This is a genomic window from Burkholderia sp. PU8-34 (assembly GCF_053427725.1).
Window position 1 is genome coordinate 403,303 of record NZ_JBSAXC010000002.1, and the last position, 26,300, is coordinate 429,602.

The 26,300-nt window shown below is 66.2% G+C and carries 25 protein-coding genes and 1 tRNA gene; 19 read left to right on the top strand and 7 right to left on the bottom strand.

Annotation, left to right across the window (positions count from 1 at the left end):
* Positions 1 to 6: 6 nt before the first annotated feature.
* Genes ACV22Z_RS06490 through wrbA form a run of 3 tightly spaced genes read right to left on the bottom strand, consistent with a single transcriptional unit; the run spans position 7 to position 2,470 of the window.
* A complete protein-coding gene (locus ACV22Z_RS06490; protein WP_448075494.1) occupies positions 7 to 1,428 on the bottom strand; it encodes an FAD-binding oxidoreductase in 1,422 nt (473 codons plus the stop codon).
* A gap of 29 nt (positions 1,429 to 1,457) precedes the next feature.
* Positions 1,458 to 1,859, bottom strand: coding sequence for a DUF2069 domain-containing protein (locus tag ACV22Z_RS06495; protein WP_448075495.1), 402 nt, complete (start codon positions 1,857 to 1,859; stop codon positions 1,458 to 1,460).
* Positions 1,856 to 2,470: an NAD(P)H:quinone oxidoreductase gene (gene wrbA / locus ACV22Z_RS06500; RefSeq protein WP_448075496.1), complete on the bottom strand. Its 615-nt coding sequence runs from the start codon at positions 2,468 to 2,470 to the stop codon at positions 1,856 to 1,858. Before wrbA ends, ACV22Z_RS06495 begins: the two co-directional genes overlap by 4 nt.
* Before the next feature lie 130 nt (positions 2,471 to 2,600).
* Here wrbA and ACV22Z_RS06505 point away from each other — a divergent pair, with 130 nt between their 5' ends.
* Entirely contained in the window at positions 2,601 to 3,935 is a 1,335-nt protein-coding gene (locus ACV22Z_RS06505; protein ID WP_448075497.1) for a YihY family inner membrane protein, read from the top strand.
* Between the two features lie 44 nt (positions 3,936 to 3,979).
* Here the strand turns inward: ACV22Z_RS06505 and ACV22Z_RS06510 are convergent, their stop codons facing one another.
* Positions 3,980 to 4,297 carry an Mpo1-like protein gene (locus tag ACV22Z_RS06510; RefSeq protein ID WP_448075498.1) on the bottom strand — a complete coding sequence of 106 codons (318 nt, stop codon included), beginning with the start codon at positions 4,295 to 4,297 and terminating at the stop codon, positions 3,980 to 3,982.
* Positions 4,298 to 4,480: 183 nt separating this feature from the next.
* On the opposite strand from ACV22Z_RS06510, the gene ACV22Z_RS06515 reads away from it, so the two are divergent.
* The 3 genes from ACV22Z_RS06515 (at position 4,481) to aroC (ending at position 8,391) form a co-directional block, all read left to right on the top strand.
* Entirely contained in the window at positions 4,481 to 4,945 is a 465-nt protein-coding gene (locus ACV22Z_RS06515) for a CBS domain-containing protein (protein WP_448075499.1), read from the top strand.
* Between the two features lie 125 nt (positions 4,946 to 5,070).
* Positions 5,071 to 7,005 carry an MFS transporter gene (locus tag ACV22Z_RS06520; protein ID WP_448075500.1) on the top strand — a complete coding sequence of 645 codons (1,935 nt, stop codon included), beginning with the start codon at positions 5,071 to 5,073 and terminating at the stop codon, positions 7,003 to 7,005.
* Between the two features lie 285 nt (positions 7,006 to 7,290).
* Positions 7,291 to 8,391: a chorismate synthase gene (aroC, locus tag ACV22Z_RS06525; RefSeq protein WP_448075501.1), complete on the top strand. Its 1,101-nt coding sequence runs from the start codon at positions 7,291 to 7,293 to the stop codon at positions 8,389 to 8,391.
* Positions 8,392 to 8,579: 188 nt separating this feature from the next.
* Here aroC and ACV22Z_RS06530 read toward each other — a convergent pair whose 3' ends face one another.
* Positions 8,580 to 9,656 (bottom strand): LacI family DNA-binding transcriptional regulator, encoded by a 1,077-nt coding sequence (locus tag ACV22Z_RS06530; RefSeq protein ID WP_448075502.1) that lies wholly within the window; start codon positions 9,654 to 9,656, stop codon positions 8,580 to 8,582.
* A 251-nt stretch (positions 9,657 to 9,907) separates the two neighbouring features.
* Here ACV22Z_RS06530 and rbsK point away from each other — a divergent pair, with 251 nt between their 5' ends.
* The 3 genes from rbsK to ACV22Z_RS06545 are packed head-to-tail and all read left to right on the top strand — an operon-like array spanning position 9,908 to position 13,212.
* A complete protein-coding gene (gene rbsK / locus ACV22Z_RS06535) occupies positions 9,908 to 10,831 on the top strand; it encodes a ribokinase (RefSeq protein ID WP_448075503.1) in 924 nt (307 codons plus the stop codon).
* A gap of 54 nt (positions 10,832 to 10,885) precedes the next feature.
* Positions 10,886 to 12,220 (top strand): MFS transporter, encoded by a 1,335-nt coding sequence (locus ACV22Z_RS06540; protein WP_448075504.1) that lies wholly within the window; start codon positions 10,886 to 10,888, stop codon positions 12,218 to 12,220.
* Between the two features lie 44 nt (positions 12,221 to 12,264).
* The gene (locus ACV22Z_RS06545; RefSeq protein WP_448075505.1) at positions 12,265 to 13,212 is read left to right on the top strand and encodes a dihydrodipicolinate synthase family protein; all 948 of its coding nucleotides are present in this window, start codon (positions 12,265 to 12,267) and stop codon (positions 13,210 to 13,212) included.
* 160 nt (positions 13,213 to 13,372) lie between these two features.
* Here the strand turns inward: ACV22Z_RS06545 and ACV22Z_RS06550 are convergent, their stop codons facing one another.
* A complete protein-coding gene (locus tag ACV22Z_RS06550; protein WP_448075506.1) occupies positions 13,373 to 15,046 on the bottom strand; it encodes an electron transfer flavoprotein-ubiquinone oxidoreductase in 1,674 nt (557 codons plus the stop codon).
* A gap of 177 nt (positions 15,047 to 15,223) precedes the next feature.
* On the opposite strand from ACV22Z_RS06550, the gene ACV22Z_RS06555 reads away from it, so the two are divergent.
* Complete coding sequence (locus tag ACV22Z_RS06555; RefSeq protein ID WP_448075507.1) at positions 15,224 to 16,000, top strand: SDR family oxidoreductase; 777 nt, start codon at positions 15,224 to 15,226, stop codon at positions 15,998 to 16,000.
* Positions 16,001 to 16,032: 32 nt separating this feature from the next.
* Positions 16,033 to 16,464, top strand: a complete 432-nt coding sequence (locus tag ACV22Z_RS06560) for an acyl-CoA thioesterase (RefSeq protein WP_448075508.1) — start codon at positions 16,033 to 16,035, stop codon at positions 16,462 to 16,464.
* A gap of 105 nt (positions 16,465 to 16,569) precedes the next feature.
* On the opposite strand, the gene ACV22Z_RS06565 is transcribed toward ACV22Z_RS06560, so the two are convergent.
* On the bottom strand, positions 16,570 to 17,115 hold the full coding sequence (locus ACV22Z_RS06565; RefSeq protein ID WP_448075509.1) for a LuxR C-terminal-related transcriptional regulator: 546 nt from the start codon (positions 17,113 to 17,115) through the stop codon (positions 16,570 to 16,572).
* A gap of 226 nt (positions 17,116 to 17,341) precedes the next feature.
* On the opposite strand from ACV22Z_RS06565, the gene ACV22Z_RS06570 reads away from it, so the two are divergent.
* The 10 genes from ACV22Z_RS06570 (at position 17,342) to rplT (ending at position 26,251) form a co-directional block, all read left to right on the top strand.
* On the top strand, positions 17,342 to 18,046 hold the full coding sequence (locus ACV22Z_RS06570) for a CoA transferase subunit A (RefSeq protein WP_448075510.1): 705 nt from the start codon (positions 17,342 to 17,344) through the stop codon (positions 18,044 to 18,046).
* 1 nt (position 18,047) lies between these two features.
* A complete protein-coding gene (locus ACV22Z_RS06575; protein ID WP_448075511.1) occupies positions 18,048 to 18,689 on the top strand; it encodes a CoA transferase subunit B in 642 nt (213 codons plus the stop codon).
* Between the two features lie 265 nt (positions 18,690 to 18,954).
* Complete coding sequence (locus ACV22Z_RS06580; protein ID WP_448075512.1) at positions 18,955 to 19,860, top strand: alpha/beta fold hydrolase; 906 nt, start codon at positions 18,955 to 18,957, stop codon at positions 19,858 to 19,860.
* A gap of 71 nt (positions 19,861 to 19,931) precedes the next feature.
* The gene (locus ACV22Z_RS06585) at positions 19,932 to 20,285 is read left to right on the top strand and encodes a RidA family protein (RefSeq protein WP_448075513.1); all 354 of its coding nucleotides are present in this window, start codon (positions 19,932 to 19,934) and stop codon (positions 20,283 to 20,285) included.
* A 39-nt stretch (positions 20,286 to 20,324) separates the two neighbouring features.
* Positions 20,325 to 22,556 carry a RelA/SpoT family protein gene (locus tag ACV22Z_RS06590; protein WP_448075514.1) on the top strand — a complete coding sequence of 744 codons (2,232 nt, stop codon included), beginning with the start codon at positions 20,325 to 20,327 and terminating at the stop codon, positions 22,554 to 22,556.
* Positions 22,557 to 22,645: 89 nt separating this feature from the next.
* A tRNA-Val gene (locus ACV22Z_RS06595) sits at positions 22,646 to 22,722 on the top strand.
* Positions 22,723 to 22,989: 267 nt separating this feature from the next.
* Positions 22,990 to 24,897, top strand: a complete 1,908-nt coding sequence (gene thrS, locus ACV22Z_RS06600; protein ID WP_448075515.1) for a threonine--tRNA ligase — start codon at positions 22,990 to 22,992, stop codon at positions 24,895 to 24,897.
* A gap of 49 nt (positions 24,898 to 24,946) precedes the next feature.
* Positions 24,947 to 25,471, top strand: a complete 525-nt coding sequence (gene infC, locus ACV22Z_RS06605) for a translation initiation factor IF-3 (RefSeq protein WP_071734130.1) — start codon at positions 24,947 to 24,949, stop codon at positions 25,469 to 25,471.
* Positions 25,472 to 25,663: 192 nt separating this feature from the next.
* Positions 25,664 to 25,861, top strand: coding sequence for a 50S ribosomal protein L35 (gene rpmI / locus ACV22Z_RS06610; RefSeq protein WP_004191477.1), 198 nt, complete (start codon positions 25,664 to 25,666; stop codon positions 25,859 to 25,861).
* A gap of 30 nt (positions 25,862 to 25,891) precedes the next feature.
* On the top strand, positions 25,892 to 26,251 hold the full coding sequence (gene rplT / locus ACV22Z_RS06615; RefSeq protein WP_004192938.1) for a 50S ribosomal protein L20: 360 nt from the start codon (positions 25,892 to 25,894) through the stop codon (positions 26,249 to 26,251).
* The last annotated feature ends 49 nt before the right edge of the window (positions 26,252 to 26,300 follow it).

Here is a 26,300-nt window from a genome sequence, read left to right on the forward strand (position 1 = left end):
GTATCTTCAGCGTAGCACTTTGCCGGGGTTCATCAGGCCGTGCGGATCGAGCGCGGCCTTCAGTGCGCGCATCAGCCCGATCTCGACCGGCGACTTGTAGCGCTGCGCATCGTCGATCTTCAACTGGCCGATGCCGTGTTCCGCGCTGATCGTGCCGTGGTGACGGTGCACGTTGTCGTAGACGACGTGGTTGATCGGCGCCTGGTATTCGGCGAGGAACGCTTTCGGGTCGCCGCCTTCGGGCGTCTGCACGTTGTAGTGGAGGTTGCCGTCGCCGAGATGGCCGAACGTCACCATCCGCGCGCCCGGCGCCGCCTGCTGGATCGCCGCGTCGGTCTCGTCGATGAAGCGCGCGATCGACGAGATCGGCACCGCGATGTCGTGCTTGATATTGAGCCCTTCGTCGGCCTGCGCGAGCGGGATGTGCTCGCGCAGGTCCCAGAACGCGCGCGATTGCGCGAGGTTCTCCGCGACCACCGCATCGACGACGATGCCGGCCTCGAAAGCCTCTTCCATCATCCTCTCGAACAGCGCACGCGCATGTGCTTCGCTTTCGTTGTCCGACAGTTCGAGCAGCACTGTCTGCGGATGCGTCTGCTCGAACGGATAGCGCAACTGCGGATAGTGCTTGCCGACGAGCTGCATGCAGAAATCCGACATCAGCTCGAAGCCGGTCAGAAGCGGCCCGGCCGCGCGCTGCGCGAGCGCAAGGAAATCGAGCGCCGCATGCGGCGAGTCGAGCGCGGCGAGCGCCGTGACCTGCGCGGCCGGCAGCGGATGCAGTTTCATCACGGCCGCGGTGATGATGCCGAGCGTGCCCTCGGCGCCGATGAAGACGTCGCGCAGGTCGTAGCCGGTGTTGTCCTTGCGCAGCCCGCGCAGGCCGTCCCAGATCTCGCCCTGCGGCGTCACGACCTCGAGCCCGAGGCACAGCTCGCGCGCGTTGCCGTAGCGCAGCACCGCGGTGCCGCCCGCGTTGGTCGCGAGATTGCCGCCGATCGTGCAGCTGCCCTCGGCCGCGAGGCTCAGCGCGAACAGCCGGCCGGCGTCGCGCGCGCGCGCCTGCACGTCGGCGAGGATCACGCCGGCTTCGACGGTGATCGTGTTGTTGTGCGGATCGAGCGCGCGCACGCGATTGAGGCGGGCGAGGTTCAGCACGGCCTGGCTGCCGCTCGCGTCAGGCGTCGCACCGCCGGCGAGGCCCGTATTGCCGCCTTGCGGCACGAGCGCGACGCCGTGCGCGTTCGCCAGCTTCACGAGCGCCGCGACGTCGGCGGTGTTCGACGGCTTCAGCACCGCGCAGGCGGCGCCCTTGTAGCGGCGGCGCCAGTCGGTCAGGAACGGTTCGGTGTCGTGCGGATCGGTCAGCACGTAATCGGCGCCGATCGCGTCGCGGCAGGCGGAGACGAAAGCTTCGGAAGAATTCATGGCGTTCGGTCGCTAAAGGGTCAGGGCGTTCAGGGCGCGGCGCGTGGCTTTTTCGCCGCGCGTTTGAATGGCGCGACGTACGCAAGCGCCGCCGCGAAGAAGCCGACGGCGAGCGCGGTCTCGCACCAGCCGAGCGTCGCGGACAGCCCGCGATCCGACATGCCGCGCACGACGCCTTCGGCGAAATAGGCGAGGATCAGCATGCTCGCCCATTGCATCGTGTAGATGTTACGCCGCCACACGCCCGGCAGCGCGAGCGCAAGCGGCACGGCCTTCAGCATCAGCGCGGACCCGCCGGGGCGCAGCGGCGCGAGCCACAGCTCCCACGCGAGCGACAGCGCGATCAGCGCGACGAGGCATGCGGCGGCGGCCTGCGCGCAGCGCGGCCAGGCGGCGACGGCGGGGTCGCGGGCAGCGGCGGGCCGATTCATGCGACGGCGGTGGCGAGGGCGAGGGCGGCAGCCGTGCGGGCCAGCCGCGCGCCAAGCGCGGCGGCGAGCGCCTTCTCGTCGGCGGACAGCCCGGCGGGCGCGGCGCGCTCATGCCGCGACACGTGCGACGCGCCATACGGCGTGCCGCCCGTCTGCGTCGTGGTGAGCGCGGATTCGGTGTACGGGATGCCGACGATCATCATCCCGTGATGGAGCAGTGGCAGCATCATCGACAGCAGCGTCGATTCCTGGCCGCCATGCAGGCTGCCGGTGGACGTGAACACGCACGCGGGCTTGCCGGTCAGCGCGCCCGACAGCCATTGCGGCGTCGTGCCGTCGAGGAAATACTTGAGTGGTGCGGCCATGTTGCCGAAGCGGGTCGGCGAGCCGAGCGCGAGGCCCGCGCATTCTTCGAGATCGCGCAGTTCGGCGTACGGCGGGCCGTCATCCGGGATGTCGGGCGCGCTCGCCTCGCAGACGGTGGAAACGGGTGGCACGGTACGGATGCGTGCCTGCATGCCCGGCACGCTGTCGACGCCGTTCGCGATCGCGAGCGCGAGGTCGCGCGTTGCGCCGTGACGGCTGTAGTAAAGGACGAGAATGTCTTTCATAGGCTGAGGGGCTGTCGTCGAAGCGGCACTTGCGACGCCTCGCGAACAGCCCCTGCTGGATCGAGCGGCTATTATAGGGGCTGAAGCCGTTGCGCCGTGCGGCGCGCCGCATGCAGAAGGAGGAAGCCGTTTGCCGAAGTTGAGCGTCGATCTCGACACCATCAAGCGCCTCGCGCGCTTTGCCGCGAAACGCAGCGCCGAGGACCGTATCCCGCAAGTGGCAGGCAGCCTCACGTTTACGACGCTGCTGGCGCTCGTGCCGCTCGTGACGGTCGCGTTCGCGCTGTTTACCGCGTTCCCGATGTTCGCGTCGTTCCAGCTGTCGCTGCAGGGCTTCCTTGCCGATCACCTGATGCCGGCGCAGTTCAACACGCAGATCTTCAATTACCTGAACCAGTTCGCGTCGAAGGCGAAGGGGCTCACGACGGCCGGCCTGATCGTGCTCGTCGTCACGTCCGTGATGACGATCATGACGATCGAGTCTGCATTCAACCTGATCTGGCGCGTGCGCAAGCCGCGGCCGTTCGCGCAGCGCGTGCTCGCGTACTGGGCGCTCATCACGCTCGGCCCGCTGCTGTTCGGCGTCAGCCTGTCGATCTCGTCATACCTGTTTACGCAGTCGCTTGCGTTCACGGGCGCGTCGTCGACGCCGCCCGTCGTCCAGTGGCTGCTCGCGTTCGCGTCGCTGCCGCTGACGGCGCTCGCGTTCGCGCTCTTCTACGTGTATCTGCCGAACTGCACGGTCGCGTGGCGCGACGCGCTGGCCGGCGGCTTGTTCGCGGCCATCGCGTTCGAACTCGCGAAGCGCGGCTTCGGCTACTACGTGCGGCGGATTCCGACCTACACGGCCGTGTACGGTGCGTTCGCCGCGCTGCCGATGTTCCTGCTGTGGATGTACGTGAGCTGGTTCATTACGCTGCTGGGCGCGATGCTGACATCGGCATTGCCGGCGATCCGCGTCGGCCAGTTCCACCGCGTCCATTACCCGGGCAGCGACTTGCTCGACGCGCTGGAGCTGCTCGCGCGGCTCGCCGAGGCGCGCGCAGCCGGCAAGCCGGGCTATTCGGCAATTCGGCTGGGGGCGATGCTGCGCTGCGACATGGAAACCGCGCAGCGGCTGCTGGAAGCGATGGAGGACCGCGAATGGGTCGCGCGGCTGGACGGCGGCGACGGTGCGCAGCGCTACGTGCTGCTCGCGAATCCCGAGCAGCTGACGCTCGCGCAGCTGTTCGACATGCTCGTGATCGACCGCACCGAGCTGACCTACCAGCTGCAAAGGCGACGCACCCACGTCGAAGGCGCGGCGCTGCTCGCGGTGCTGTCGAGCGAGCGCTTCGACGTGTCGCTCGCGTCGCTGATCGCCGCGCACCGTCACGCGGGGGCGCATCCGGCCGCCGCGGCGGCCGGGCCCGCGGCGGCGCCGGACGCGGCGCAGCCGCCTGCGAGGCCGCACCGCACGGCGTAAGGCCGCGCGCATTCGCGCACGGCACGCCGCGGCGCAGGCCGGGGTCAGAGCGGGATCTTGCCGGTGCAGATGTCCTTGAACATCACCCAGTCGCCCATCAGGCTGTAGATCGGGTGTCGGAAGGTGGCCGGGCGGTTCTTCTCGAAGAAGAAGTGTCCGACCCAGGCGAACGTGTAACCGCAGACGACGGCGGCCGGCAGCCACGGCCAGTCGCCGGTGGCGATCGCCATCGCGACGCAGCCGATCACGCCGAGCGAGCCGATGAAGTGCAGCCGCCGCGACGTCGGGTTCTGATGTTCGTTCAGGTAGTACGGGTAGAAATCAGCGAAGCTGGCGAAATGCTCCGTATGCGTATGCGCCATGGCCGTCTCCTCGGGCCGCTGTCCATGGGGTCATTGTGCGGCGAGCGCCGGGTGTCCGCAAGCGGACCGGCCGGAGCGCCCGCTCGACGTCCGCCGCCAGCCGCGCCGGCCGCCGCTTTCCTTTTGACAGGCTTTCCGATAGGATCGAAAGCCGGTTTTGCATATATGCATGAGGGGACTACGATGCGCGTCAGCGACATTCTGAAAGTAAAGGGCAACACGCTGTTTACGGTGACGCCCGATAAGCCGCTGCGCGAAGCGGTCGATACGATGGCCGAACACGACATCGGCTCGCTCGTCGTGATGGAGTACGGCGATCTCGTCGGCATGCTGACCTTCCGCGAGATCATCCTGCGCCTGCGCGAGAACGGCGGCGCGATCGGCGACGTGCAGGTGCGCAAGGTGATGGACGAGCCGCTCACGTGCACGCCGGAAACGGACGTCAACGAGGTGCGCCGCATGATGCTCGAGCGTCACGCGCGCTACATGCCGGTGCTCGACAAGAAGGTGCTGATGGGCGTCATTTCGTTCTACGACGTCGCGAAGACGGTCGTCGAGGCGCAGAGCTTCGAGAACCGGATGCTGAAGGCCTATATCCGCGACTGGCCGGAACCGGAAGCCGAAGCCCACAAGCCGGTCGCGGGCTGAGCGCCGCGCCCGGCGTCCGGCGGCGCGGGCCATGCGGCGGAGCTTCCGGGGGCCGCTTTTCCGATGACCATACCAACAACACCGGGCCCGCGCAGCTTCGCCTGGACGAAGCGCGCGCATTCGACATGAGCGATCACACGACAGTCTCGTCCGAGCGCAGCGGCGAACGGCGCGCGCACGTTTCCCAGTTCGACCTGCTGCGCGAGCGCCGTTTCGCGCCGTTCTTCACCACCCAGTTCCTGGGTGCGCTGAACGACAACGTCTTCAAGATCGGCTTCACGTCGCTCGTCACGTATCACACCGCGCGGTTTTCCGGCGTCGACGCGAAGACTGCCGCGTTCCTGATCTCCGCGATCTTCATCCTGCCGTTCGTGCTGTTCTCGGCGACGTCCGGCCAGATCGCCGACAAGTACGACAAGGCGCGGCTCACGCGCTTCGTGAAGACCTTCGAGATCATGCTGATGCTGATCGGCGCCGCAGGCTTTGTCCTGCACAGCGCGGCGCTGCTGTACCTGTGCACGTTCATGATGGGGATGCACTCGACGCTGTTCGGGCCGGTCAAGTATTCGTACCTGCCGCAGCACCTGGCCGAACACGAGCTGGTCGGCGGCAACGGCCTCGTCGAGATGGGCACGTTCATCGCGATCCTGATCGGCACGATCATCGGCGGCGCGGCGGCGGGGCTTGCCGGCAGCGGCGAGACCGTGCTCGCCGTGAGCGTCGTCGCGATCGCGCTCGCGGGGCGGCTGGTTGCGCAGCGCGTGCCGGCGACGCCCGCGCCGCAGCCCGATCTCGTGATCAACTGGAATCCGTTCACCGAGACGTGGCGCAACCTCGCGCTCGCGCGGCAGAACCGCACGGTGTTCCTGAGCCTGCTCGGCATCTCGTGGCTGTGGTTCGTCGGCGCGACGTTCCTCACGTCGTTCTTCAATTTCGCGAAGGACGTGCTGTCCGCGAGCCCCGATGTCGTCACGATCCTGCTCGCCACATTTTCGGTCGGCATCGGCCTCGGTTCGCTGCTGTGCGAGCGGCTGTCGCAGCGGCGCGTCGAGATCGGCCTCGTGCCGCTCGGCTCGATCGGCATCAGCTTCTTTGCGATCGAGCTGTATTTCGCGAGCCACGCGTTGCCGCAGCCGGGGCACCTGCTGTCGGTCGGCGAATTCCTGGCCGGCGCACGCCACTGGCGCATCCTCGCCGACCTGTTCCTGCTCGCGATGTTCGGCGGCTTCTACAGCGTGCCGCTCTACGCGCTGATCCAGAGCCGCAGCGCGCCGACGCACCGCGCGCGGATCATCGCCGCGAACAATATCCTGAACGCGCTGTTCATGATCGTATCGGCGGTGATGGCGATGGGGCTCACCAAGGCCGGCGTCGACATCCCCGGCATCTTCCTCGTCACCGCGCTGCTCAACGTTGCGGTCGCGACGTACATCTACCTGCTCGTGCCGGAATTCCTGCTGCGCTTCGTCGCATGGGTGCTCGTGCACACGTTCTACCGGGTCCGGCTCGTGCATGCGGAGCGGATTCCGGAAGAAGGGGCGGCCGTGCTCGTGTGCAACCACGTCAGCTACGTCGATGCGCTGGTGCTCGCGGCCGCGAGCCCGCGGCCGATCCGCTTCGTGATGGACCACCGGATCTTCGAGACGCGTTTCGCGAGCTGGGTATTCCGGCACGCGAAGGCGATTCCGATCGCGCCGCGCCACGAGGATCCCGCCATGCTCGCGCGCGCGTACGAAGCGTGCGAAGCGGCGCTCAACGAAGGGGAGCTGGTGTGCATCTTCCCCGAGGGCAAGCTGACGAAAACGGGCGACATCAACACGTTCCATCACGGCATCAGCGAAATCCTGAGCCGCACGCCGGCGCCCGTGATCCCGATGGCGCTGCGCGGCCTCTGGGGCAGCGTGTTTTCGCGGCACGCGGACGCGCGCTGGCCGCGGCCCGTCAAACGGGGCGTGATGAGCCGGCTGACGCTCGCGGTCGGCGAGGCGATACCGGCGACGGTCGCGACGCCGGAAGCGCTGCAGGCCGCGGTGGCCGAGCTGCGCGGCGCGCGGAAGTAGCCGCGAGGGCGGGGCTGCATTGCGCGGCTCCGCTGCCGAGCCGACGCAATCGCGGGTAGTTCATCTGCTCTCGGCCTGCAGACGTCCTGCCTGCTTGCGCCAAACCCGGAGCCACGACGGGACCGTGCGGTGCGGCGGGCCGGACGCGTATCGCGCGGCCCGTACCGTCGGGACGACTGGCATAATATAGGCCTGTCTATATTCCACGACTTGCACGATATCAGTCTGTCTATATTCCGGCAGACGCGGTATTGGCTTGTCTATTTCTCTTTGGGCGGTCCCACCATGTCCGGCAATACCCTCGGCACGCTTTTCACTGTCACGACCTTCGGCGAATCGCACGGTCCCGCGATCGGCTGCGTGATCGACGGCTGCCCGCCGGGGATGGGGCTGGCCGAGGTCGACATCCAGGCCGAACTCGACCGCCGCAAGCCCGGCACGTCGCGGCACGTCACGCAGCGGCAGGAAGCCGACGCAGTCGAGATCCTGTCGGGCGTGTTCGAAGGCACGACCACCGGCGCGCCGATCGCACTGTTGATCCGCAACACCGACCAGCGCAGCAAGGACTACGGCAACATCGTCGAGACCTTCCGGCCGGGCCATGCCGACTATACGTACTGGCAGAAATACGGCATCCGCGACTACCGCGGCGGCGGCCGTTCGTCCGCGCGCCTGACCGCGCCGATCGTCGGCGCAGGCGCGATCGCGAAGAAGTGGCTGCGCGAGCGGTTCGGCGTCGAGGTGCGCGGTTACATGAGCGCGCTCGGCGAGATCGACGTGCCGTTCGTCGACTGGTCGCACGTACGTGAGAATCCGTTCTTCGCCCCGAATGCGGAAATCGTCCCGCAGCTCGAGGCCTACATGGACGCGCTGCGCAAGGACGGCGACTCGATCGGCGCGCGGATCGACGTCGTCGCGTCGGGTGTGCCGGTCGGCTGGGGCGAGCCGGTGTTCGACCGTCTCGATGCGGACATCGCGAAGGCGATGATGAGCATCAACGCGGTGAAGGGCGTCGAGATCGGCGCGGGCTTCGACAGCGTCGCACAGCGTGGCTCGGTGCATGGCGACGAACTGACGCCGGCCGGCTTCGTCGGCAATCACGCTGGCGGCGTGCTCGGCGGCATTTCGACCGGGCAGGACATCACGGTGTCGATTGCGATCAAGCCGACGTCGAGCATCCGCACGCCGCGCCGGTCGATCACGAAGGCCGGCGAACCGGCGACGGTAGAGACGTTCGGCCGCCACGATCCGTGCGTCGGCATCCGCGCGACGCCGATCGCCGAGTCGATGCTCGCGCTGGTGCTGATCGATCACGCGCTGCGCCATCGCGCGCAATGCGGCGACGTCGAGACGCAGACGCCGAAGATCGCCGGCAGCGCGACCTGACGAAAGCGGGGAGGCGCTTTGTTTGCGCCTTGTCCCTTAGGTCGTCAATCTCGTCGGTTTGAAATGGAGCGGGGCGCTGCAGCAAGCAGCGTCCCGTTTTGCATTGGCGCGCCGCGCTTCGCCGCGGCCGGCTTGTGGTGCCGGCCCGCGTGACGGCACCGCGATCCGCGGCGTGCTTCGGCGAGCGGTCAGTTCGATGCCGCGCCGCCTGATGGCGGCGCAGCCGATTCCCGCATCCTCAATTCGGGCAGCACCGCGCAACCGGGCCCGGGCGCGCCGCTCTCGAGCGCGTCGAGCAGTGCATGGGCGGCCTTGCGCCCGATCGCATCGGTATCGACCCACATCGTCGTCAGCGAAGGCCGGATTTCGCGCGCGAGCGCGATGTCGTCGAACCCGGTGATCGACAGTTGCGACGGCACGTCGATGCCAAGCGCCTGCGCTTCGAGCAACGCGCCGAGCGCGAGCGCGTCGTTGCCGCAGATGACCGCGGTCGGCCGTGTCGTCCTGCTGTCGGCGATCGCGCGCAGGCTCGCGCGCCCGAACCCGATCGTGGCCGCACCTTCGTGCTGATGCACCGGGCGGACCGCGAGCCCGTGTGCGGCGAGCGTGTCGTGAATGCCGCGCAGCCGCGCCTGCACACGGTCGTTGTCGGTCGACGGCTGCATGACGATCGCGAAGTCGCGATGTCCGAGGCCGAGCAGATGCTCGGTGAGCCGGGCGAAGGCCGCGCGGTTGTCGAAACCGACGCAGCAATGCGGGCTGTCGTCGCGATACGCGTAGGTGACGACATACGGCACACGATGCATCGCGAGCAGTTCGAACAGCTCCGGCGGATACGCCTCACCGACCAGCGATACGGCTTCCACGCCGCGCGAGAGCATCGCGCGCACCTGCGTCAGCGCCTGGGCGGGATCGTAATTCGAGCAGCCCAGGAACAGCGTGATGCCGTGCTCGGCCATCACCGCCTGCATGCCCGCGACCTGCGACGCGAACACCTGGTCGTCGAGCGTCGGAATGATGGCGCCCGTGATATGGGTGCGGGTCGACGCGAGCGCGCGACCGGCCGCGTTCGGAATCCAGTTCAGCGCGTGCGCCGCGTCGCGCACGCGCTGCTGCACGTCGGCCGAGACCTTGCCGGGGTCGTTGTAGACACGCGAAACGGTCGCGGTCGACACGCCGGCCAGTTTCGCGACGTCGCCGAGCACCGAGCGGCCGGTACCGCGGCGGGCCCGCGACGCGCCGCAGCGGGGCGGGGCATCGCTCATCGGCGGGCTCCCGGCGTCCGCGTCCGGCAGATGCGGCAAGGTGTGAAAAGCGTCATCGTTTACCCTCGATTCGATATGGCCGTGCTTGCATCATCGCTTCCGCTTGTGAGAATGTAAGCGCTATCCACCATGATAGCCTGCATTATGTCCGACGCAAATCCCATCAAAGCGCCGTGCTTTTTGTCGCTGCTGATCTGCTTGGTCATTTTGTCGTGCGCTGATGTAAGCGGTTACATTTCCAGGAGAGTGACATGAGTCCCCTGCAGATCGCCGTGGTCGGCAGCATCAACATCGATCTCGTCGTGCGCGCGCCGCGCCTGCCGTTGCCGGGCGAAACGCTGTCCGGCAGCGACTTCCGGACCGTTCACGGCGGCAAGGGCGCGAACCAGGCGGTCGCCGCCGCACGACTTGGCGCGTCGGTCGCGATGATCGGCTGCGTCGGCGACGACGCGTTCGGCGCGCGCCTGCATGACGCGCTGGCGGCGGAGCGGATCGACGTGACGCACCTGCACCGGATCGCCGGGGCCACGACCGGCGTTGCGGCGATCACGGTCGGCGACGGCGGCGCGAACAGCATCGTCGTCGTACCCGGCGCAAATGCATGCCTCGACACCGCGCGGATCGACGCCGCACGCGAGACGATCGCACAGGCCGCGCTGCTCGTCTGCCAGCTTGAAGTGCCAATGCCGACCGTCGTGCAAGCGATCGCCTGCGCGGCCGCCCATCGCACGCCGGTGCTGCTGAATCCGGCACCGGCGCAACCGCTGACGGACGCGCTGCTGGCGCAGGTCGACTACCTCGTCGTGAACGAAAGCGAAGCGGCGTCGCTGACCGGCATCGCCGTCGACGACGACGCGTGCGCGGTGCGCGCGGCCGACGTGCTGCGCGCGAAGGGCGTTCGCAACGTGCTGGTGACGCTCGGCGCGCGCGGCGTCTGCTGGCGCGGCGATGCCGGCTGCGGACGCCGTGACGCGGAGACGGTGGTTGCGGTCGACACGACCGCCGCCGGCGACACGTTCGTCGGCGGGTTCGCGGCAGCCCGCGCCGGCGGCGCGTCGATGGACGACGCGATCGACTTCGGCCAGCGCGCGGCCGCGATCAGCGTCACGCGTCTTGGCGCGCAGACATCGATTCCGACACGCGATGAGGTTCGAGGCGCGCGCGTGGCCGCCTAGGCCGCGCGCGACCAGAACGGCCGGGATTGGACAAAACCGGCCGACACATACGACATGGAGACAATCGTCATGAGCGAAGCTCAAACCCTTCCGAGCGCGCCACCGCGCATCCGGCGCGGGCAGCGCATTGCGCTTGCGCTGCTGATGGTGAGCGGGATCGTCAACTATCTCGATCGCGGCACGCTGGCCGTCGCGAATGCGGCGATCCGGGGCGACCTCGGGCTGTCGCTCGGGCAGATGGGGCTGCTGCTGTCGGCGTTCTCGTGGAGCTACGCGCTATGCCAGTTGCCGATCGGCGGCCTCGTCGACCGCATCGGGCCGCGCCGGCTGCTCGGCATCGGGCTGATCCTGTGGTCGGTCGCGCAGGCGGCGGGCGGCATCGTGTCGACGTTCGGCTGGTTCATCGTCGCGCGCATCGTGCTCGGCATCGGCGAGGCGCCGCAGTTCCCGTCCGCCGCGCGGGTCGTGAGCAACTGGTTCCCGCTGCGCGCACGCGGCACGCCGACCGGTATCTTCAACTCGGCGTCGCCGCTCGGCACCGCACTTGCGCCGTTGCTGCTGTCGATCCTCGTCGTGTCGTTCAACTGGCGCTGGGCGTTCGTCGCGACCGGCGCGTTGGGCCTCATCGTCGCCGTGGCGTGGTTCGCGTTGTACCGCGATCCGGCGCGCGCACAATTGTCGGCGGCCGAGCGCGGCTATCTGGATGCCGATGCGGACAGTGCGATCGCGACGCCGAAGCTGACCTTCGGAGACTGGCGCAGCCTGTTCTCGCATGGGACGACCTGGGGCATGCTGATCGGCTTCTTCGGTTCGGTGTACCTGAACTGGGTCTATCTGACCTGGCTGCCCGGCTATCTGACGATGGAGCGGCACATGAGCCTGATCCGCACCGGGTTTGCCGCGTCGGTGCCGTTCCTGTGCGGATTCGTCGGCTCGCTGGTCGCCGGCTGGTTCTCGGATCTGGTCACGCGCCGCAGCCGCTCGCCGGTCGCGAGCCGGCGCAACGCGGTGGTGGTCGCGATGCTCGGGATGGTCGCGTTCACGATTCCGGCCGCGCTCGTCGAGAGCAACACGGTCGCGCTCGCGTGCATCTCGGTCGTGATCTTTCTCGCGAATGCGGCATCGGCCTGTTCGTGGGCGCTCGCAACGGCAGCCGCGCCGCCGAGCCGGGTCGCGTCGCTCGGCGCGATCCAGAATTTCGGCGGTTTCATCGGCGGCGCACTGGCCCCGATCCTGACGGGTTTCATCGCGCAGCAATGGTCGTTCGTGCCGGCGCTGCTGACCGCGGCGGCGATCGCGTTCGCGGGCGCCATGGCTTATCTGCTGCTGGTACGCAAGCCGATTCCCGAACAATCCGCGAGCGCCGCGCACGGGCCTTTGCCGGCCTGAGCGCGCGAATCGCGTCACGCATTCACTGAAGGAAGGAGAGACAGATGCAATCACAGCGGCAATCGACCGTGACGATCGAGGGGATCGTGCCGGTGATGCTGACGCCGTTCGACGACACCGGCGCGATCGATTATGCGGGGCTCGAACGGCTCATCGAATGGTATCTGGCGCATGGTTCGGATGCGTTGTTTGCCGTCGCGCAGTCGAGCGAGATGCAGTTCCTGAGCCTTGACGAACGCGCGGCGCTCGCACGCTTCGTCGTCGACCGGGTCGCCGGGCGCGTGCCTGTCGTTGCGTCGGGACACGTCAGCGACAGCCTAGACGCACAGATCGCGGAACTGCGCGCGGCGGCCGAGTCGGGTGCGCAGGGCGTCGTGCTCGTGACCAACCGGCTCGATCCGGAACGCAAGGGCGGCGCGGCGTTGCTCGACCACCTGCACCGGCTGCTCGCGCAACTGCCGTCGGATCTGCCGCTCGGCCTGTACGAGTGTCCGGCGCCATACCGGCGACTCCTGTCCGATGACGAGTTGCGCGCGTGCATCGACACCGGCCGCTTCGTGATGCTCAAGGACGTGAGCTGCGACCTTGAGACGGTGAAACGGCGTGTGGCGCTCGCCAAGGGGTCGCCGCTGAAGATCCTGAACGCGAACGCCGCGATCGCGTGGGACGCGATGCAGGCCGGCTCGGCCGGATTCAACGGCGTGTTCACCAACTTCCATCCCGATCTTTATCGGTGGCTGCGCACGCAAGGCGAGTCGGATCCGGCGCTCGCCGAGGAACTGTCGACGTTCCTGGTCGTCGCGGCCGTGTCGGAGGCACTCGGCTACCCGGCGCTCGCGAAGCTCTATCACCAGCGGATCGGCACGTTCCAGTCGATCCGTTGCCGTGCGATCGACTACGACATCCGCGAGCGCTTCTGGGCGCTGGATGCCGTGCTCGACAAGATCGTGGCCGGCACCGAACATTTCCGCCGACGGATCGCGGCGCGATAGCGTGTGCGTGTGCGGCGTCGCGCCGCACGTGTGCATGCCGCAGGCGCCTGACGGGATCGCGAGCGGCGTGCGCGAAATGAAACGGGACGCTGCGTCGTGCAGCGCCCCGTTTCGGTTCGGCGATGAAAAAGCGCCGCTCGAAGCGGCGCTTTCCGGTGCGTCACATGTTCGGGTAGTTCGGCCCGCCGCCGCCTTCCGGCGTCACCCACACGATGTTCTGCGTCGGGTCCTTGATGTCGCAGGTCTTGCAGTGCACGCAGTTCTGCGCGTTGATCACGAGGCGATCGCTGCCGTCGTCGTTCTTCACGAATTCGTAGACCGCCGCCGGGCAGAACCGGCCTTCCGGTCCCGCATACGTACGCAGGTTCACGTTCACCGGCACGTTCGCATCCTTCAGCGTCAGGTGCGCCGGCTGGTTTTCCTCGTGGTTCGTGTTCGAGATGAACACCGACGACAGCCGGTCGAACGTCAGCTTGCCGTCCGGCTTCGGATACTCGATCGGCGTGCATTGCGACGCCGGCTTCAGCATCTCGTGGTCCGCATGCTTGTGATGCAGCGTCCACGGCACGTTGCCGCCCATCAGCTTCTGCTCGAGGCCGACCATCAGCGTGCCGAGGTACAGGCCCTTGGCCATCCACTGCTTGAAGTTGCGCGCGCGGTACAGCTCGTTGTACAGCCACGATTGCTTGAACGCATCCGGATACGCGTTGAGCTCGTCGCTCTGACGCCCGGCCTGTACCGCGTCGAACGCCGCTTCCGCCGCCAGCATGCCGGTCTTGATCGCCGCGTGGCTGCCCTTGATCCGCGACGCGTTCAGGAAGCCCGCGTCGTCGCCGATCAGCGCGCCGCCCGGGAACACCGTCTTCGGCAGCGACATCAGCCCGCCCGCGGTGATCGCGCGCGCGCCGTACGACACGCGCTTGCCGCCTTCGAGGAACGCGCGGATCGACGGGTGCGTCTTGTAGCGCTGGAACTCCTCGAACGGCGACAGGTACGGGTTCGTATAGCCGAGGCCGACGACGAAGCCGACCACGACCTGGTTGTTGTCCATGTGGTACAGGAACGAGCCGCCGTAGGTATCGGACTTCAGCGGCCAGCCCGCCGTGTGGATCACGAGGCCCGGCTTGTGCTTGGCCGGGTCGATTTCCCACAGCTCCTTGATGCCGATCCCGTACGCCTGCGGATCGGCGTTCGCATCCAGCTTGTACTTCGCGATCAGCTGGCGGCCGAGATGGCCGCGGCAGCCTTCGGCGAACAGCGTGTACTTCGCGTGCAGCTCCATGCCGAGCTGGAAGTTCTCGGTCGGCTCGCCGTCCTTGCCGACCCCCATGTTGCCGGTTGCGACGCCCTTCACCGAACCGTCGTCGTTGTACAGGATCTCGGCGGCCGGGAAGCCCGGGAAGATCTCGACGCCGAGCGCCTCGGCCTGTGCCCCAAGCCAGCGCGTGACGTTGCCGAGCGAAATCACGTAGTTGCCGTGATTCTTGAAGTTGTCCGGCAGCGCCCAGTTCGGCGTTTGCACCGCGCTTTTCTCGGACAGGAACAGGAAGCGGTCTTCCGTGACCTCGACGGTCAGCGGCGCGCCTTGCTCCTTCCAGTCGGGGAACAGTTCGGTGATCGCACGCGGATCCATCACCGCACCGGACAGGATGTGCGCGCCGATTTCCGAACCCTTCTCGAGCACGCACACGCCGATCTCGGCGCCTTTCTCGGCGGCGAGCTGCTTGAGCCGGATCGCGGCCGACAGCCCGGCCGGGCCGCCGCCGACGATCACGACGTCGTATTCCATCGATTCGCGCGGGCCGTATTGCTCGATGAGGCTTGCGGGGGTCATTGGCGTTCCTCTAACCGTTAGAATGCTTTTATTCGGGAGCGTATTGTCTGCGAAACAAAACGCTTGCCGCAACAGGATGCGGGTAGATTAGCACGACCGTTCTATTTTCGTGCTAGGGTTATGCCGCATGTGCCGTGCCTTCCGGGGCGGTGAAACAACGTCGAAAGGGGATGTGCAATGGGTCGGTCGATCAATCTGGAGGGCAAGGTCGCGCTGGTAACGGGCGCTTCGAGCGGGCTCGGCCAGCGCTTTGCGCAAGTGCTGTCGCAGGCCGGCGCGAAGGTCGTGCTCGCGAGCCGCCGCGTCGAACGGCTCAAGGAGCTGCGCGCGGAGATCGAGGCGGCGGGCGGTGCCGCGCACGTGGTGTCGCTAGACGTCACCGACGTGCAGAGCATCAAGGCCGCCGTCGCGCACGCCGAGACGGAAGCGGGTACGATCGACATCCTCGTGAACAATTCCGGCGTGTCGACGATGCAGAAGCTCGTCGACGTGACGCCCGCCGATTTCGAGTTCGTGTTCGACACCAACACGCGCGGCGCGTTTTTCGTCGCACAGGAAGTCGCGAAGCGGATGATGATGCGCGCCAACGGCAACGGCAAGCCGCCGTACCGGATCATCAACATCGCGTCGGTGGCCGGCCAGCGCGTGTTCCCGCAGATCGGCCTGTACGCGATGAGCAAGGCCGCGGTCGTGCACATGACGCGCGCGATGGCGCTCGAATGGGGGCGTCACGGCATCAACGTCAACGCGATCTGTCCGGGCTATATCGATACCGAAATCAATCATTACCTGTGGGAAACCGAGCAAGGCCAGAAGCTGCAATCGATGCTGCCGCGCCGGCGCGTCGGCAAGCCGCAGGATCTCGACGGGCTGTTGTTGCTGCTCGCGGCCGACGAGTCGCAGTTCATCAACGGCTCGATTATCTCCGCGGACGACGGTTTCGGCCTCGCCTGACTGGATGACCCTGAGCAACGAAGAAGACTGCAATGAGCGACTATTCCCCCGTTTTTGAAATGTCGATGCCGATCCGCTGGGGCGACATGGACGCGTTCGGACACGTGAACAACACGGTCTATTTCCGCTACATGGAGCAGGTGCGGATTTCCTGGTTCGAGCAGCTCGGCATCGCCGGCGGCAACGGCGAGGGGCAGGGGCCGGTGATCGTCACCGCGTCGATGGAGTTCCTGAAGCAGCTGCACTACCCGGGCGACGTGATCGCGAAGATGACGGTCGCGAAGCCGGGGCGCAGCAGCTTCGACACGGGTTTCGAACTGACCCGCGCGGACGATCCGACTCACCTGTATGCACGCGGCAATGCGCGTTGCGTGTGGGTCGACTACGCGCTCGGCAAGTCGGTGCCGCTGCCGCAACTGCTGCGCGACACGATCGAGCATGCGCTCGCGGCGAAGGTTGGCTGAACGCCGCCGCGGCAAGATGGCGTTCGCCAGTTGTCGCGCCATCGTTCGTTTTCACGGAATCGGCCGCGCTGCGCGGCCGATCGTCATTCCGGCGGTTCCCGCCGCTCAATGTCCGAGCAGGCGCTGCAGCAGCTCGGCCGTATTGCCCGTCCCGTACTTGCGCATCAGCCGGGCACGATAGATGTCGACCGTGCGCGAGCTGATGTCGAGCACGCGGCCGATCTGCTTGCTCGTCTTGCCGGTCGCGAGCTGCGCGGCGATTTCGCGCTCGCGCGGCGTCAGCTCGACCGCGACCCGGCGCGTCGCGCTCAGGTCTTCGAACGTCCACACGCCGGCCGCCAGCGGCGCGGTGCGGTCGAGCGCGCGGCCCGTTACATGGCACCAGAACAGGTCGCCGTCGGCGCGCTTCATGATCCGGTCGTCCGCATAGATGCCGTTCGCGGCCATGACCCGTGAAATGCGCTCGCCGATTCGCTGGAATTCGTCCGGCGACGGGTACAGCACCTCGTACGACTTCCCGATCAGGTCGGCTCGCGCGCAGCGGAAGATCGCCGCGACCGCGTCGTTGCAATCCTCGATCACGCGGTCGCGCGACATGACGAGGCCGATCGGCGCGAGGTGGAAGGCGGTCTGGTAATCGAGAGCGGTCATGGAGCGGCGGGTGTGTGGCAAATGCTTATGTATTTTTGCGTATTGTGCCGTATCCGCGCCGCATCGTACCCTTTCGGACATCTCGCGGCGCTTGCCGCGGCATAAAAAGAAGCGCGTCGTCACGGCAGGCTTTGCCGCGCATGCATAGAATGATGCGGCGGGCTCGTGAGCCACGCCGGCGCGCGAACCCAGTTTCGCTGGTTTCCATAGAGGAAGGGACATACAGATGAACAAAGTCTATCCAAGCGCGGCCGCCGCGCTGGAAGGGATCGTCCGTGACGGGCAGACCTTCGCGGTGGGCGGTTTCGGCCTGTGCGGCATTCCGGAGGCGCTGATCGCCGCGCTGCGCGATTCGGGCGTCAAGGGCATCACCTGCATCAGCAACAATGCGGGCGTCGACGGCTTCGGTCTCGGCCTGCTGCTGGAAACGCGCCAGATCAAGAAGATGATCTCGTCGTACGTCGGCGAGAACAAGGAGTTCGAGCGTCAGTACCTGGCGGGCGAACTGGAGCTGGAATTCACGCCGCAGGGCACGCTCGCCGAGAAGCTGCGCGCGGGCGGCGCGGGCATCCCGGCGTTCTTCACCAACACCGGCTACGGCACCGTGATCGCGGAAGGCAAGGAAACGCGCCAGTTCGGCGATCGCCATTACGTGCTCGAGCCGTCGCTGACGGCCGACGTCGCGCTCGTGAAGGCGTGGAAGGCCGACAAGTCGGGCAACCTGATCTTCCGCCGCACCGCGCGCAACTTCAACCCGATGTGCGCGATGGCCGGCCGGGTCACGGTCGCCGAGGTCGAGGAGATCGTCGAGAACGGCGAGCTCGATCCGGATCAGATCCACACGCCGGGGATTTTCGTGCAGCGGCTCGTGCTGAATGCGACGCCCGAGAAACGCATCGAACAACGCGTCGTGCGCGCGAAAGGAGACTGACATGGCTTGGAATCGTGACCAGATGGCCGCGCGCGCGGCGAAGGAATTGCAGGACGGCTTCTACGTGAACCTCGGCATCGGCCTGCCGACGCTTGTCGCGAACCACGTGCCGGAAGGTGTCGAAGTGTGGCTGCAGTCGGAAAACGGCCTGCTCGGCATCGGCCCGTCGCCGACCGAAGAGGAAGTCGACGCCGACCTGATCAACGCCGGCAAGCAGACCGTCACGACGCTGCCGGGCTCGTCGATCTTCTCGTCGGCCGACTCGTTCGCGATGATCCGCGGCGGCCACATCAACCTCGCGATCCTCGGCGCGATGCAGGTCAGCAAGAAGGGCGACCTCGCGAACTGGATGATCCCGGGCAAGATGATCAAGGGGATGGGCGGCGCGATGGATCTCGTCGCGGGCGTGAAGCGTGTCGTCGTGCTGATGGAGCATGTCGCGAAGGGCGACCAGCACAAGATCCTCGAAGAGTGCAACCTGCCGCTGACGGGTGTCGGCGTGGTCGACCTGATCATCACCGATCTCGGCGTGATCGAAGTGACGCCGGCCGGCCTCAAGGTCATCGAACTCGCGGATGGCGTGACCGTCGACGAGATCCAGGCGAAGACAGGCGCGCCGCTCGACGTGAGCGCGGTCGCGTAAGCCGCAGTTGCGTTGAACCGCATGTGCATTAAACATATCGCGCGTTGAGCGCATCGCCTCCGGCGCCCCGCATTCCCGATGGAGTGCGGGGCGTTTGTCATCGATGGAGCGCGAGCCGGGCCGTCCTGTGTCCTGCCGGATGCAGAGGAGCTGGCCGAAAGGCCGGGCGAGCGGACTCCGGCAACGGAAGCGGTTTACAATCGATCGCATCGGGCGGCGTGTTTTTTGCGCCGCCGCGCAGCACCCGTTCGACAGGATGCCACCGATGCCAACAATCTCAGCGAATCCCCCGGTTCCCCGCCAGCGGCGCGTGCAATGCGCGAGCGTTGCCGGCCTTCACCACGTCGCCTATACCGAATGGGGCGACCCCGCCAATCCGCGCGTGCTGGTCTGCGTGCACGGGCTGACCCGCTCCGGACGCGATTTCGATCGGCTTGCCGCAGCGCTGTCCGATACCTATCGCGTCATCTGCCCCGACGTCGTGGGGCGTGGCCAGTCCGACTGGCTCGCGGATCCGCGGCTCTATGCGATCCCGCAATACGTGGCCGACATGGTGACGCTGATCGCGCGCGCCGACGTCGAATCCGTCGACTGGTTCGGCACGTCGATGGGCGGCCTGATCGGTCTCGCGCTCGCGGGGCTGCCGGGCTCGCCGGTGCGGCGGATGATCGTCAACGACGTCGGGCCCCGCATCGAGACGGATTCGCTCGCGCGGATCGGCGAATATCTCGGCGTGCAGCCGCGCTTCGCGACCGAGCAGGAAGGGATCGACTACCTGACGTCGCTGTCGCTGCCGTTCGGCGCACTGTCAGGCGACGAGTGGCGCGAAATCAATGCGCCGTTGCTGCGCGCGCAGCCGGATGGCAGCTGGACGATACGCTACGACCCGCGGATCGCGGAGCCGTTCAAGGCGACGACACCCGAGCTCGCCGCACTCGGCGAGGCCGCGCTGTGGCGCGCGGTCGAAACGACCGAGGCGACGCTGCTCGTCGTGCGCGGCGCGTCGTCCGATCTGCTGTCGCGCGAGACGGTCGCTGAAATGCAGCAACGCGGCCGGCACGTGTCGCAGGCGGAGATTGCCGGCACCGGCCACGCGCCGGCGTTCATGAGCGCGGACCAGATCGCGCTCGCGCGCGGGTTTTTCCTCGGCGAGGGCACATACGCGTCATAATATGCGGTTCGGCGGCGCGCGGGCCGCGCGGCCGCCGAACTCTTCACTCATTCATACAACCGGAACACTCCATGGCAGTTACTCGTCACCACGTCGGCGCACGTCTTTCCGAAACCGCGATCCACAACGGTACCGTGTACCTCGCCGGCCAGATTGCCGAAGACACCACGCAGGACATCAAGGGCCAGACGCGCGAAGTGCTCGGCCACATCGACCGCCTGCTTGCGGAAGCGAACAGCGACAACGCGCATCTGCTGTCGGTGCAGATCTACATCTCCGACCTCGCGAATTTCGCGGGCATGAATGAAGTGTGGGACGAATGGGTCGCGCAGGGCAACACGCCGCCGCGCGCCACCGTCGAGGCGAAGCTCGCGGATCCCGCGCTGCTCGTCGAGATCGTCGTCGTCGCTGCGCAGCGGAGCTGAGCGTCGTCTCGCGATGAGCGCATTCCGTCAGGCCGTACGATGACCGTCGAACCCGTTTCCGCCGCCGCTGCGCCGTCGTTCGACGACGTGCTCGCGTTCGTGCGCGCTCACGCCGGCGACGCGCGCCTGTCGTCGGGCGAATTGCTTGCCGATCATGCGGCCGGCACGGCGTCGATCATGCGCAAGCTGAACGTCGACCCGCCTGCCGTGCAGGCGGCGGCGCTGTTCGCGCTGACGCCGCACCTGAGCGATCCGGAGCGCGAACTCGCCGAACGGTTCGGCGACGAGGTTGCGCGCCTCGTGTCCGACGTGCGCAAGCTGTTGCGGCTCGGCACGGTCAGCCTGCGCGCCGCGCAGAACGCGGTGCCCGACGTCGGGCGCGACGCCGCGGCCGCGCGGCGTGCGCAGATCGAGGCGCTGCGCAAGATGCTGCTCGCGTTCGCGCAGGACATCCGCGTGGTGCTGATCCGGCTCGCGTCGCGGCTGCAGTCGCTGCGCTATTACGCGGCCGCGAAGGTCGATCCGCCGCCGGACGTCGCGCGCGAGACGCTCGATATCTACGCGCCGCTCGCGAACCGTCTCGGCATCTGGCAACTGAAGTGGGAGCTGGAAGATCTGGCGTTCCGCTTCGAGGATCCGGTGACGTACAAGCGGATCGCGAAGCTGCTCGACGAGAAGCGCATCGAGCGCGAGGCGTATGTGGCGGAGGCGATCGAGCGCCTGCAGCGCGAGCTGGCCGCCGCGCACATCCAGGCGGAGGTGAGCGGCCGGCCGAAACACATCTACAGCATCTGGCGCAAGATGCGCGGCAAGGAGCTCGATTTCTCCGAGCTGTACGACGTGCGCGCGTTTCGCGTGATCGTGCCGGACATCAAGGATTGCTACACGGTGCTCGGCATCGCGCATCACCTGTGGCAGCCGGTGCCGAAGGAGTTCGACGACTACATCTCGCGTCCGAAGCCGAACGGCTACAAGTCGCTGCACACGGTCGTGATCGGCGACGACGGGCGCGCGTTCGAAGTGCAGATCCGCACCCAGGAGATGCACAACTTCGCGGAATACGGCGTGGCTGCGCACTGGCGCTACAAGGAAGCGGGCGCGCGCGGCTACGGCGGCCAGTTCTCCGCGAGCGACAAGTACGACGAGAAGATCGCGTGGCTGCGCCAGTTGCTCGCGTGGAAGGACGACGTCGAGGACGGCAGTGGGGCGGCGGGCGGCAAGGCATGGGCGCAGTTGCGCGAAACGTCGCTCGACGACGATCACATCTACGTGCTGACGCCGCAGGCGCGCGTGATCGCGCTGCCGCAGGGCGCGACGCCGGTGGATTTCGCGTATCACCTGCACAGCGAGGTCGGGCATCGTTGCCGCGGCGCGCGCGTCGACGGCGCGATGGTGCCGCTCAATACGCCGCTTGCGAACGGGCAGACGGTCGAGATCGTCGCGGTGAAGGAGGGCGGGCCGTCGCGCGACTGGCTGAATCCGCAACTCGGCTACCTGAAGAGCTCGCGTGCGCGGCAGAAGGTGCGCGCGTGGTTCAACTCGATCGAGCACGAAGAGAACATCGCGCATGGTCGCGCGCTCGTCGAAAAGACGCTGCAGCGCGAAGGCAAGACGTCGGTCAATCTCGACAACCTGGCTGCGAAGCTCGGCTTCAAGACGCCCGAGGAGCTGTTCTCGGTCGTCGGCAAGGAAGAGTTCAGCCTGCGCAACGTCGAGCAGGCGCTGTCCGATGCGCCGCCGCCCGAGCTTGCACCCGAGGCGCCCGCCGACTTCGAGAAGCGTAGCAGCGGCGCGAGCGTCGCGCACGGCGCGTCGACCGGCGTGCTCGTGGTCGGCGTCGATGCGCTGCTGACGCAGCTTGCGCGCTGCTGCCGGCCTGCGCCGCCGGATCCGATCAGCGGCTTCGTCACGCGCGGCAAGGGCATGTCGATCCATCGCAGCGATTGCGCGACGTTCCGCCGGATGGCCGAGCGCGCGCCGGAGCGCGTGCTGCAGACCACGTGGTCTGCCGACGTGCTGGGCGGCCGCGGCGCGTCGGTCTATCCGGTCGACCTGATGATCGAGGCGACCGACCGGCAGGGGCTGCTGCGCGACATTTCGGAAGTTTTCGCGCGCGAGAAGATCAACGTCGTCGGCGTGAAGACGCAGAGCCGCCGCAATGCCGCATTCATGCAGTTCACGGTCGAGATTTCAAATTCGGCGCAGGTGCTGCGTGCATGCACGCTGCTCGGCGAGGTGCAAGGTGTCGTCCGCGCCGGCCGGAAGGCATGATGCGACGATCCGGTGCGAAATAATTTTGCTGCAGGTGCATAAAAGCTCTTGCCAAGCGAAGGGAAGCTCCATATAATCTTTTCTTCTTCAGGCTCGTAGCTCAGCTGGTTAGAGCACCACCTTGACATGGTGGGGGTCGTTGGTTCGAGTCCAATCGAGCCTACCAACGAACAGGAGCATCCGGTTTTCCGGGTGTTCGAAGCAGTAAATGCTCAACGCGCACAAGGCGAATACGGTTATGACACCGCGAACGTTGACCGAAACCACTTCGGAGCGACGCTAGTCGAGGAACGTTTTCGCCCTTACGGTTGAGTGAAGTATCGGATGCGGCCCCTCGAAAGCGGGGCCGCATTTTTTTTGTCGCGAAATTTCGCGCGATGGCTGACATCGCGTGCTTGGTCTGCCGCCCACTGTCGGCATCACGGAGATTGCTATGGTTTCGATACGCTTGCCTGATGGCTCAGTTCGACAATACGAGCATCCGGTGACAGTCGCCGAAGTGGCGGCCTCGATCGGTCCCGGTCTCGCAAAGGCTGCGCTCGGCGGCAAGCTCGACGGCGAGCTCGTGGATACGTCCGCGGTGATCGACCGCGATGCATCGCTTGCGATCGTCACGGACAAGGACGCCGACGGCCTCGACATCATCCGCCACTCGACCGCCCACTTGCTTGCCTACGCGGTGAAGGATCTGTATCCGGACGCGCAGGTGACGATCGGGCCGGTGATCGACAACGGCTTCTATTACGACTTCTCGTATCACCGCCCGTTTACGCCGGAAGATCTGGAAAAGATCGAAAAGCGCATGCAGGAGCTCGTGAAGAAGGACGAGCCCGTGACGCGCCGCGTCGTATCGCGCGACGAGGCTGCCGGATACTTCCGCAGCATCGGCGAGAAGTACAAGGCCGAGATCATCGAGTCGATCCCGCAAAGCGACGAAATCAAGCTGTATGCGCACGGCGGCTTCACGGACCTGTGCCGCGGCCCGCACGTGCCGTCGACCGGCAAGCTGAAGGTCTTCAAGCTGATGAAGGTCGCGGGCGCGTACTGGCGCGGCGACTCGAAGAACGAGCAGCTGCAGCGCATCTACGGCACGGCCTGGATCAAGAAGGAAGACCAGGACCAGTACCTGCACATGCTCGAGGAAGCGGAAAAGCGCGACCACCGCAAGCTCGGCAAGCAGCTCGACCTGTTCCACATGCAGGAAGAGTCGCCGGGCATGGTGTTCTGGCATCCGAAGGGCTGGGCGCTGTGGCAGCAGGTCGAGCAGTACATGCGCCGCCGCGTGAACGAGGCCGGCTACCTCGAGATCAAGACGCCGATGATCATGGACCGTTCGCTGTGGGAGGCGTCGGGCCACTGGCAGAACTACCGCGAGAACATGTTCACGACGGAGTCGGAGAAGCGCGACTACGCGATCAAGCCGATGAACTGTCCGGGGCACGTCCAGGTGTTCAAGCACGGCCTGCGCTCGTACCGCGACTTGCCGCTGCGCTACGCGGAATTCGGCTCGTGCCACCGCAACGAGGCGTCGGGCGCGCTGCACGGCCTGATGCGCGTGCGCGGCTTCGTGCAGGACGACGCGCACATCTTCTGTACGGAAGACCAGATCATTGCCGAGTCGATCGCGTTCAACAAGCTCGCGATGAGCGTGTACAAGGACTTCGGCTTCGATCACATCGACATCAAGCTGTCGCTGCGTCCGGAGCAGCGCATGGGTTCCGACGAAACCTGGGACCGTGCGGAGCAAGGGCTGCGCGAAGCGCTGACGGCATGCGGCCTCACGTGGGATGAGCTGCCGGGCGAGGGTGCGTTCTACGGTCCGAAGATCGAGTACCACATCAAGGATGCGCTCGGCCGTTCGTGGCAGTGCGGCACGCTGCAGCTCGACATGATGCTGCCGGAGCGCCTCGGTGCCGAGTACGTCGCGGAAGACAACAGCCGCCGCCGGCCGGTGATGCTGCACCGCGCGATCGTCGGTTCGATGGAGCGTTTCCTCGGCATTCTGATCGAGCACCATGCTGGTGCAATGCCGGTCTGGCTCGCGCCGTTCCAGGCTGTTGTGCTCAATATCGCCGAAAGTCAGGCCGAATATGCACAATCTCTGGCCCAATCGTTGCAAAAACAAGGGGTTAGAGTGACGGCCGATTTGCGTAACGAGAAGATTAGCTATAAAATACGCGAGCACACGCTGGAAAAGGTGCCTTATCTGCTCGTCGTGGGCGACAAGGAGCGTGATGCACAAACGGTAGCCGTGCGTGCCCGTGGCGGCGTCGATCTGGGCGTAATGCCGGTCGAAGCCTTCGTTGAGCGACTGCAGGATGACCTGCGTTCGTTCAAGTAACCGCCCTGGCAGCGCGGCTCGTTTTTTTAATTTTTAGAGGAAACGTAACATCGCTACTGATAAGTCGTCGCATCGCATCAACGGTGAAATCACTGCGCCGGAAGTGCGTCTGGTCGGGATCGAGAACGAACCGCTCGGTATCGTAAAACTCGCTGATGCTTTCCGTAAATCGGAAGAACTGGATGTTGACCTGGTGGAAATCGCGCCGCAGGCGGTTCCCCCGGTTTGCCGTCTGATGGATTACGGCAAGTTCAAGTACCAGGAATCCAAGAAGCAGCACGAAGCGAAGCTGAAGCAGAAGGTCATCCAGGTCAAGGAAGTCAAGTTCCGGCCGGGTACCGATGACGGGGATTACAACGTCAAGCTGCGCAACCTCGTGCGCTTCCTCGAGGAAGGCGACAAGACGAAGATCACGTTGCGTTTCCGCGGCCGCGAAATGGCTCACCAGGAAATCGGCATGCGGATGCTCGAGCGTCTGCGCACCGATCTCGAAGAAGTCGGCCAGGTCGAGCAGATGCCGAAGATGGAAGGGCGCCAGATGATCATGGTGCTCTCGCCGAAGAAGAAGAAGTAACGGGCCGGCGCGCGAAACGCGCGCGGGTCTCGAAGTGGTTCGGCGCGTTGCCCGGTCAGGGCGGCGTGCCAGCAATGACGGCGGCTGTGCAAACAGCATGCCGTACACAAGTGGACTGGGTTTCGAAGGGCGGGTCAAGGGCGCAAGCCAACCGCACACCCATCGCCATCTAATAAACTGGAGTTGTTCGTCATGCCTAAGATGAAGACCAAGAAGAGCGCTGCAAAGCGCTTCGTGGTGCGTCCGGGCGGTACCGTCAAGCGCGGTCAAGCCTTCAAGCGCCACATCCTGACCAAGAAAACCACGAAGAACAAGCGTCACCTGCGCGGCGCAACGGCAGTTCATGATTCCGATCTGAACTCCGTCCGCGCGATGCTGCCGTTCGCGTAACCCCTCAACAGATACTCACAGGAGAGAAACATGCCTCGAGTCAAACGTGGGGTAACCGCACGGGCCCGTCACAAGAAGATCATCAACCTGGCCAAGGGTTATCGCGGTCGCCGCAATAACGTCTACCGCATCGCCAAGCAGGCGGTGATGCGTGCTGGCCAGTACGCTTATCGCGACCGTCGCAACAAGAAGCGTGTGTTCCGCGCACTGTGGATCACGCGTATCAACGCGGCAGTTCGCCAGCACGACATGACCTACAGCGTGTTCATCAACGGCCTGAAGAAGGCGTCGATCGAACTCGACCGTAAGGTGCTGGCCGACATGGCGGTGTTCGACAAGGCTGCTTTTGCTGCGATCGTCAAGCAGGTGAAAGCCGCCGTTGCAGCCTAATTGCGAAATTAGCACTGCGTGGTTAGTTGCAGCGATGTTCCGGTAGTCT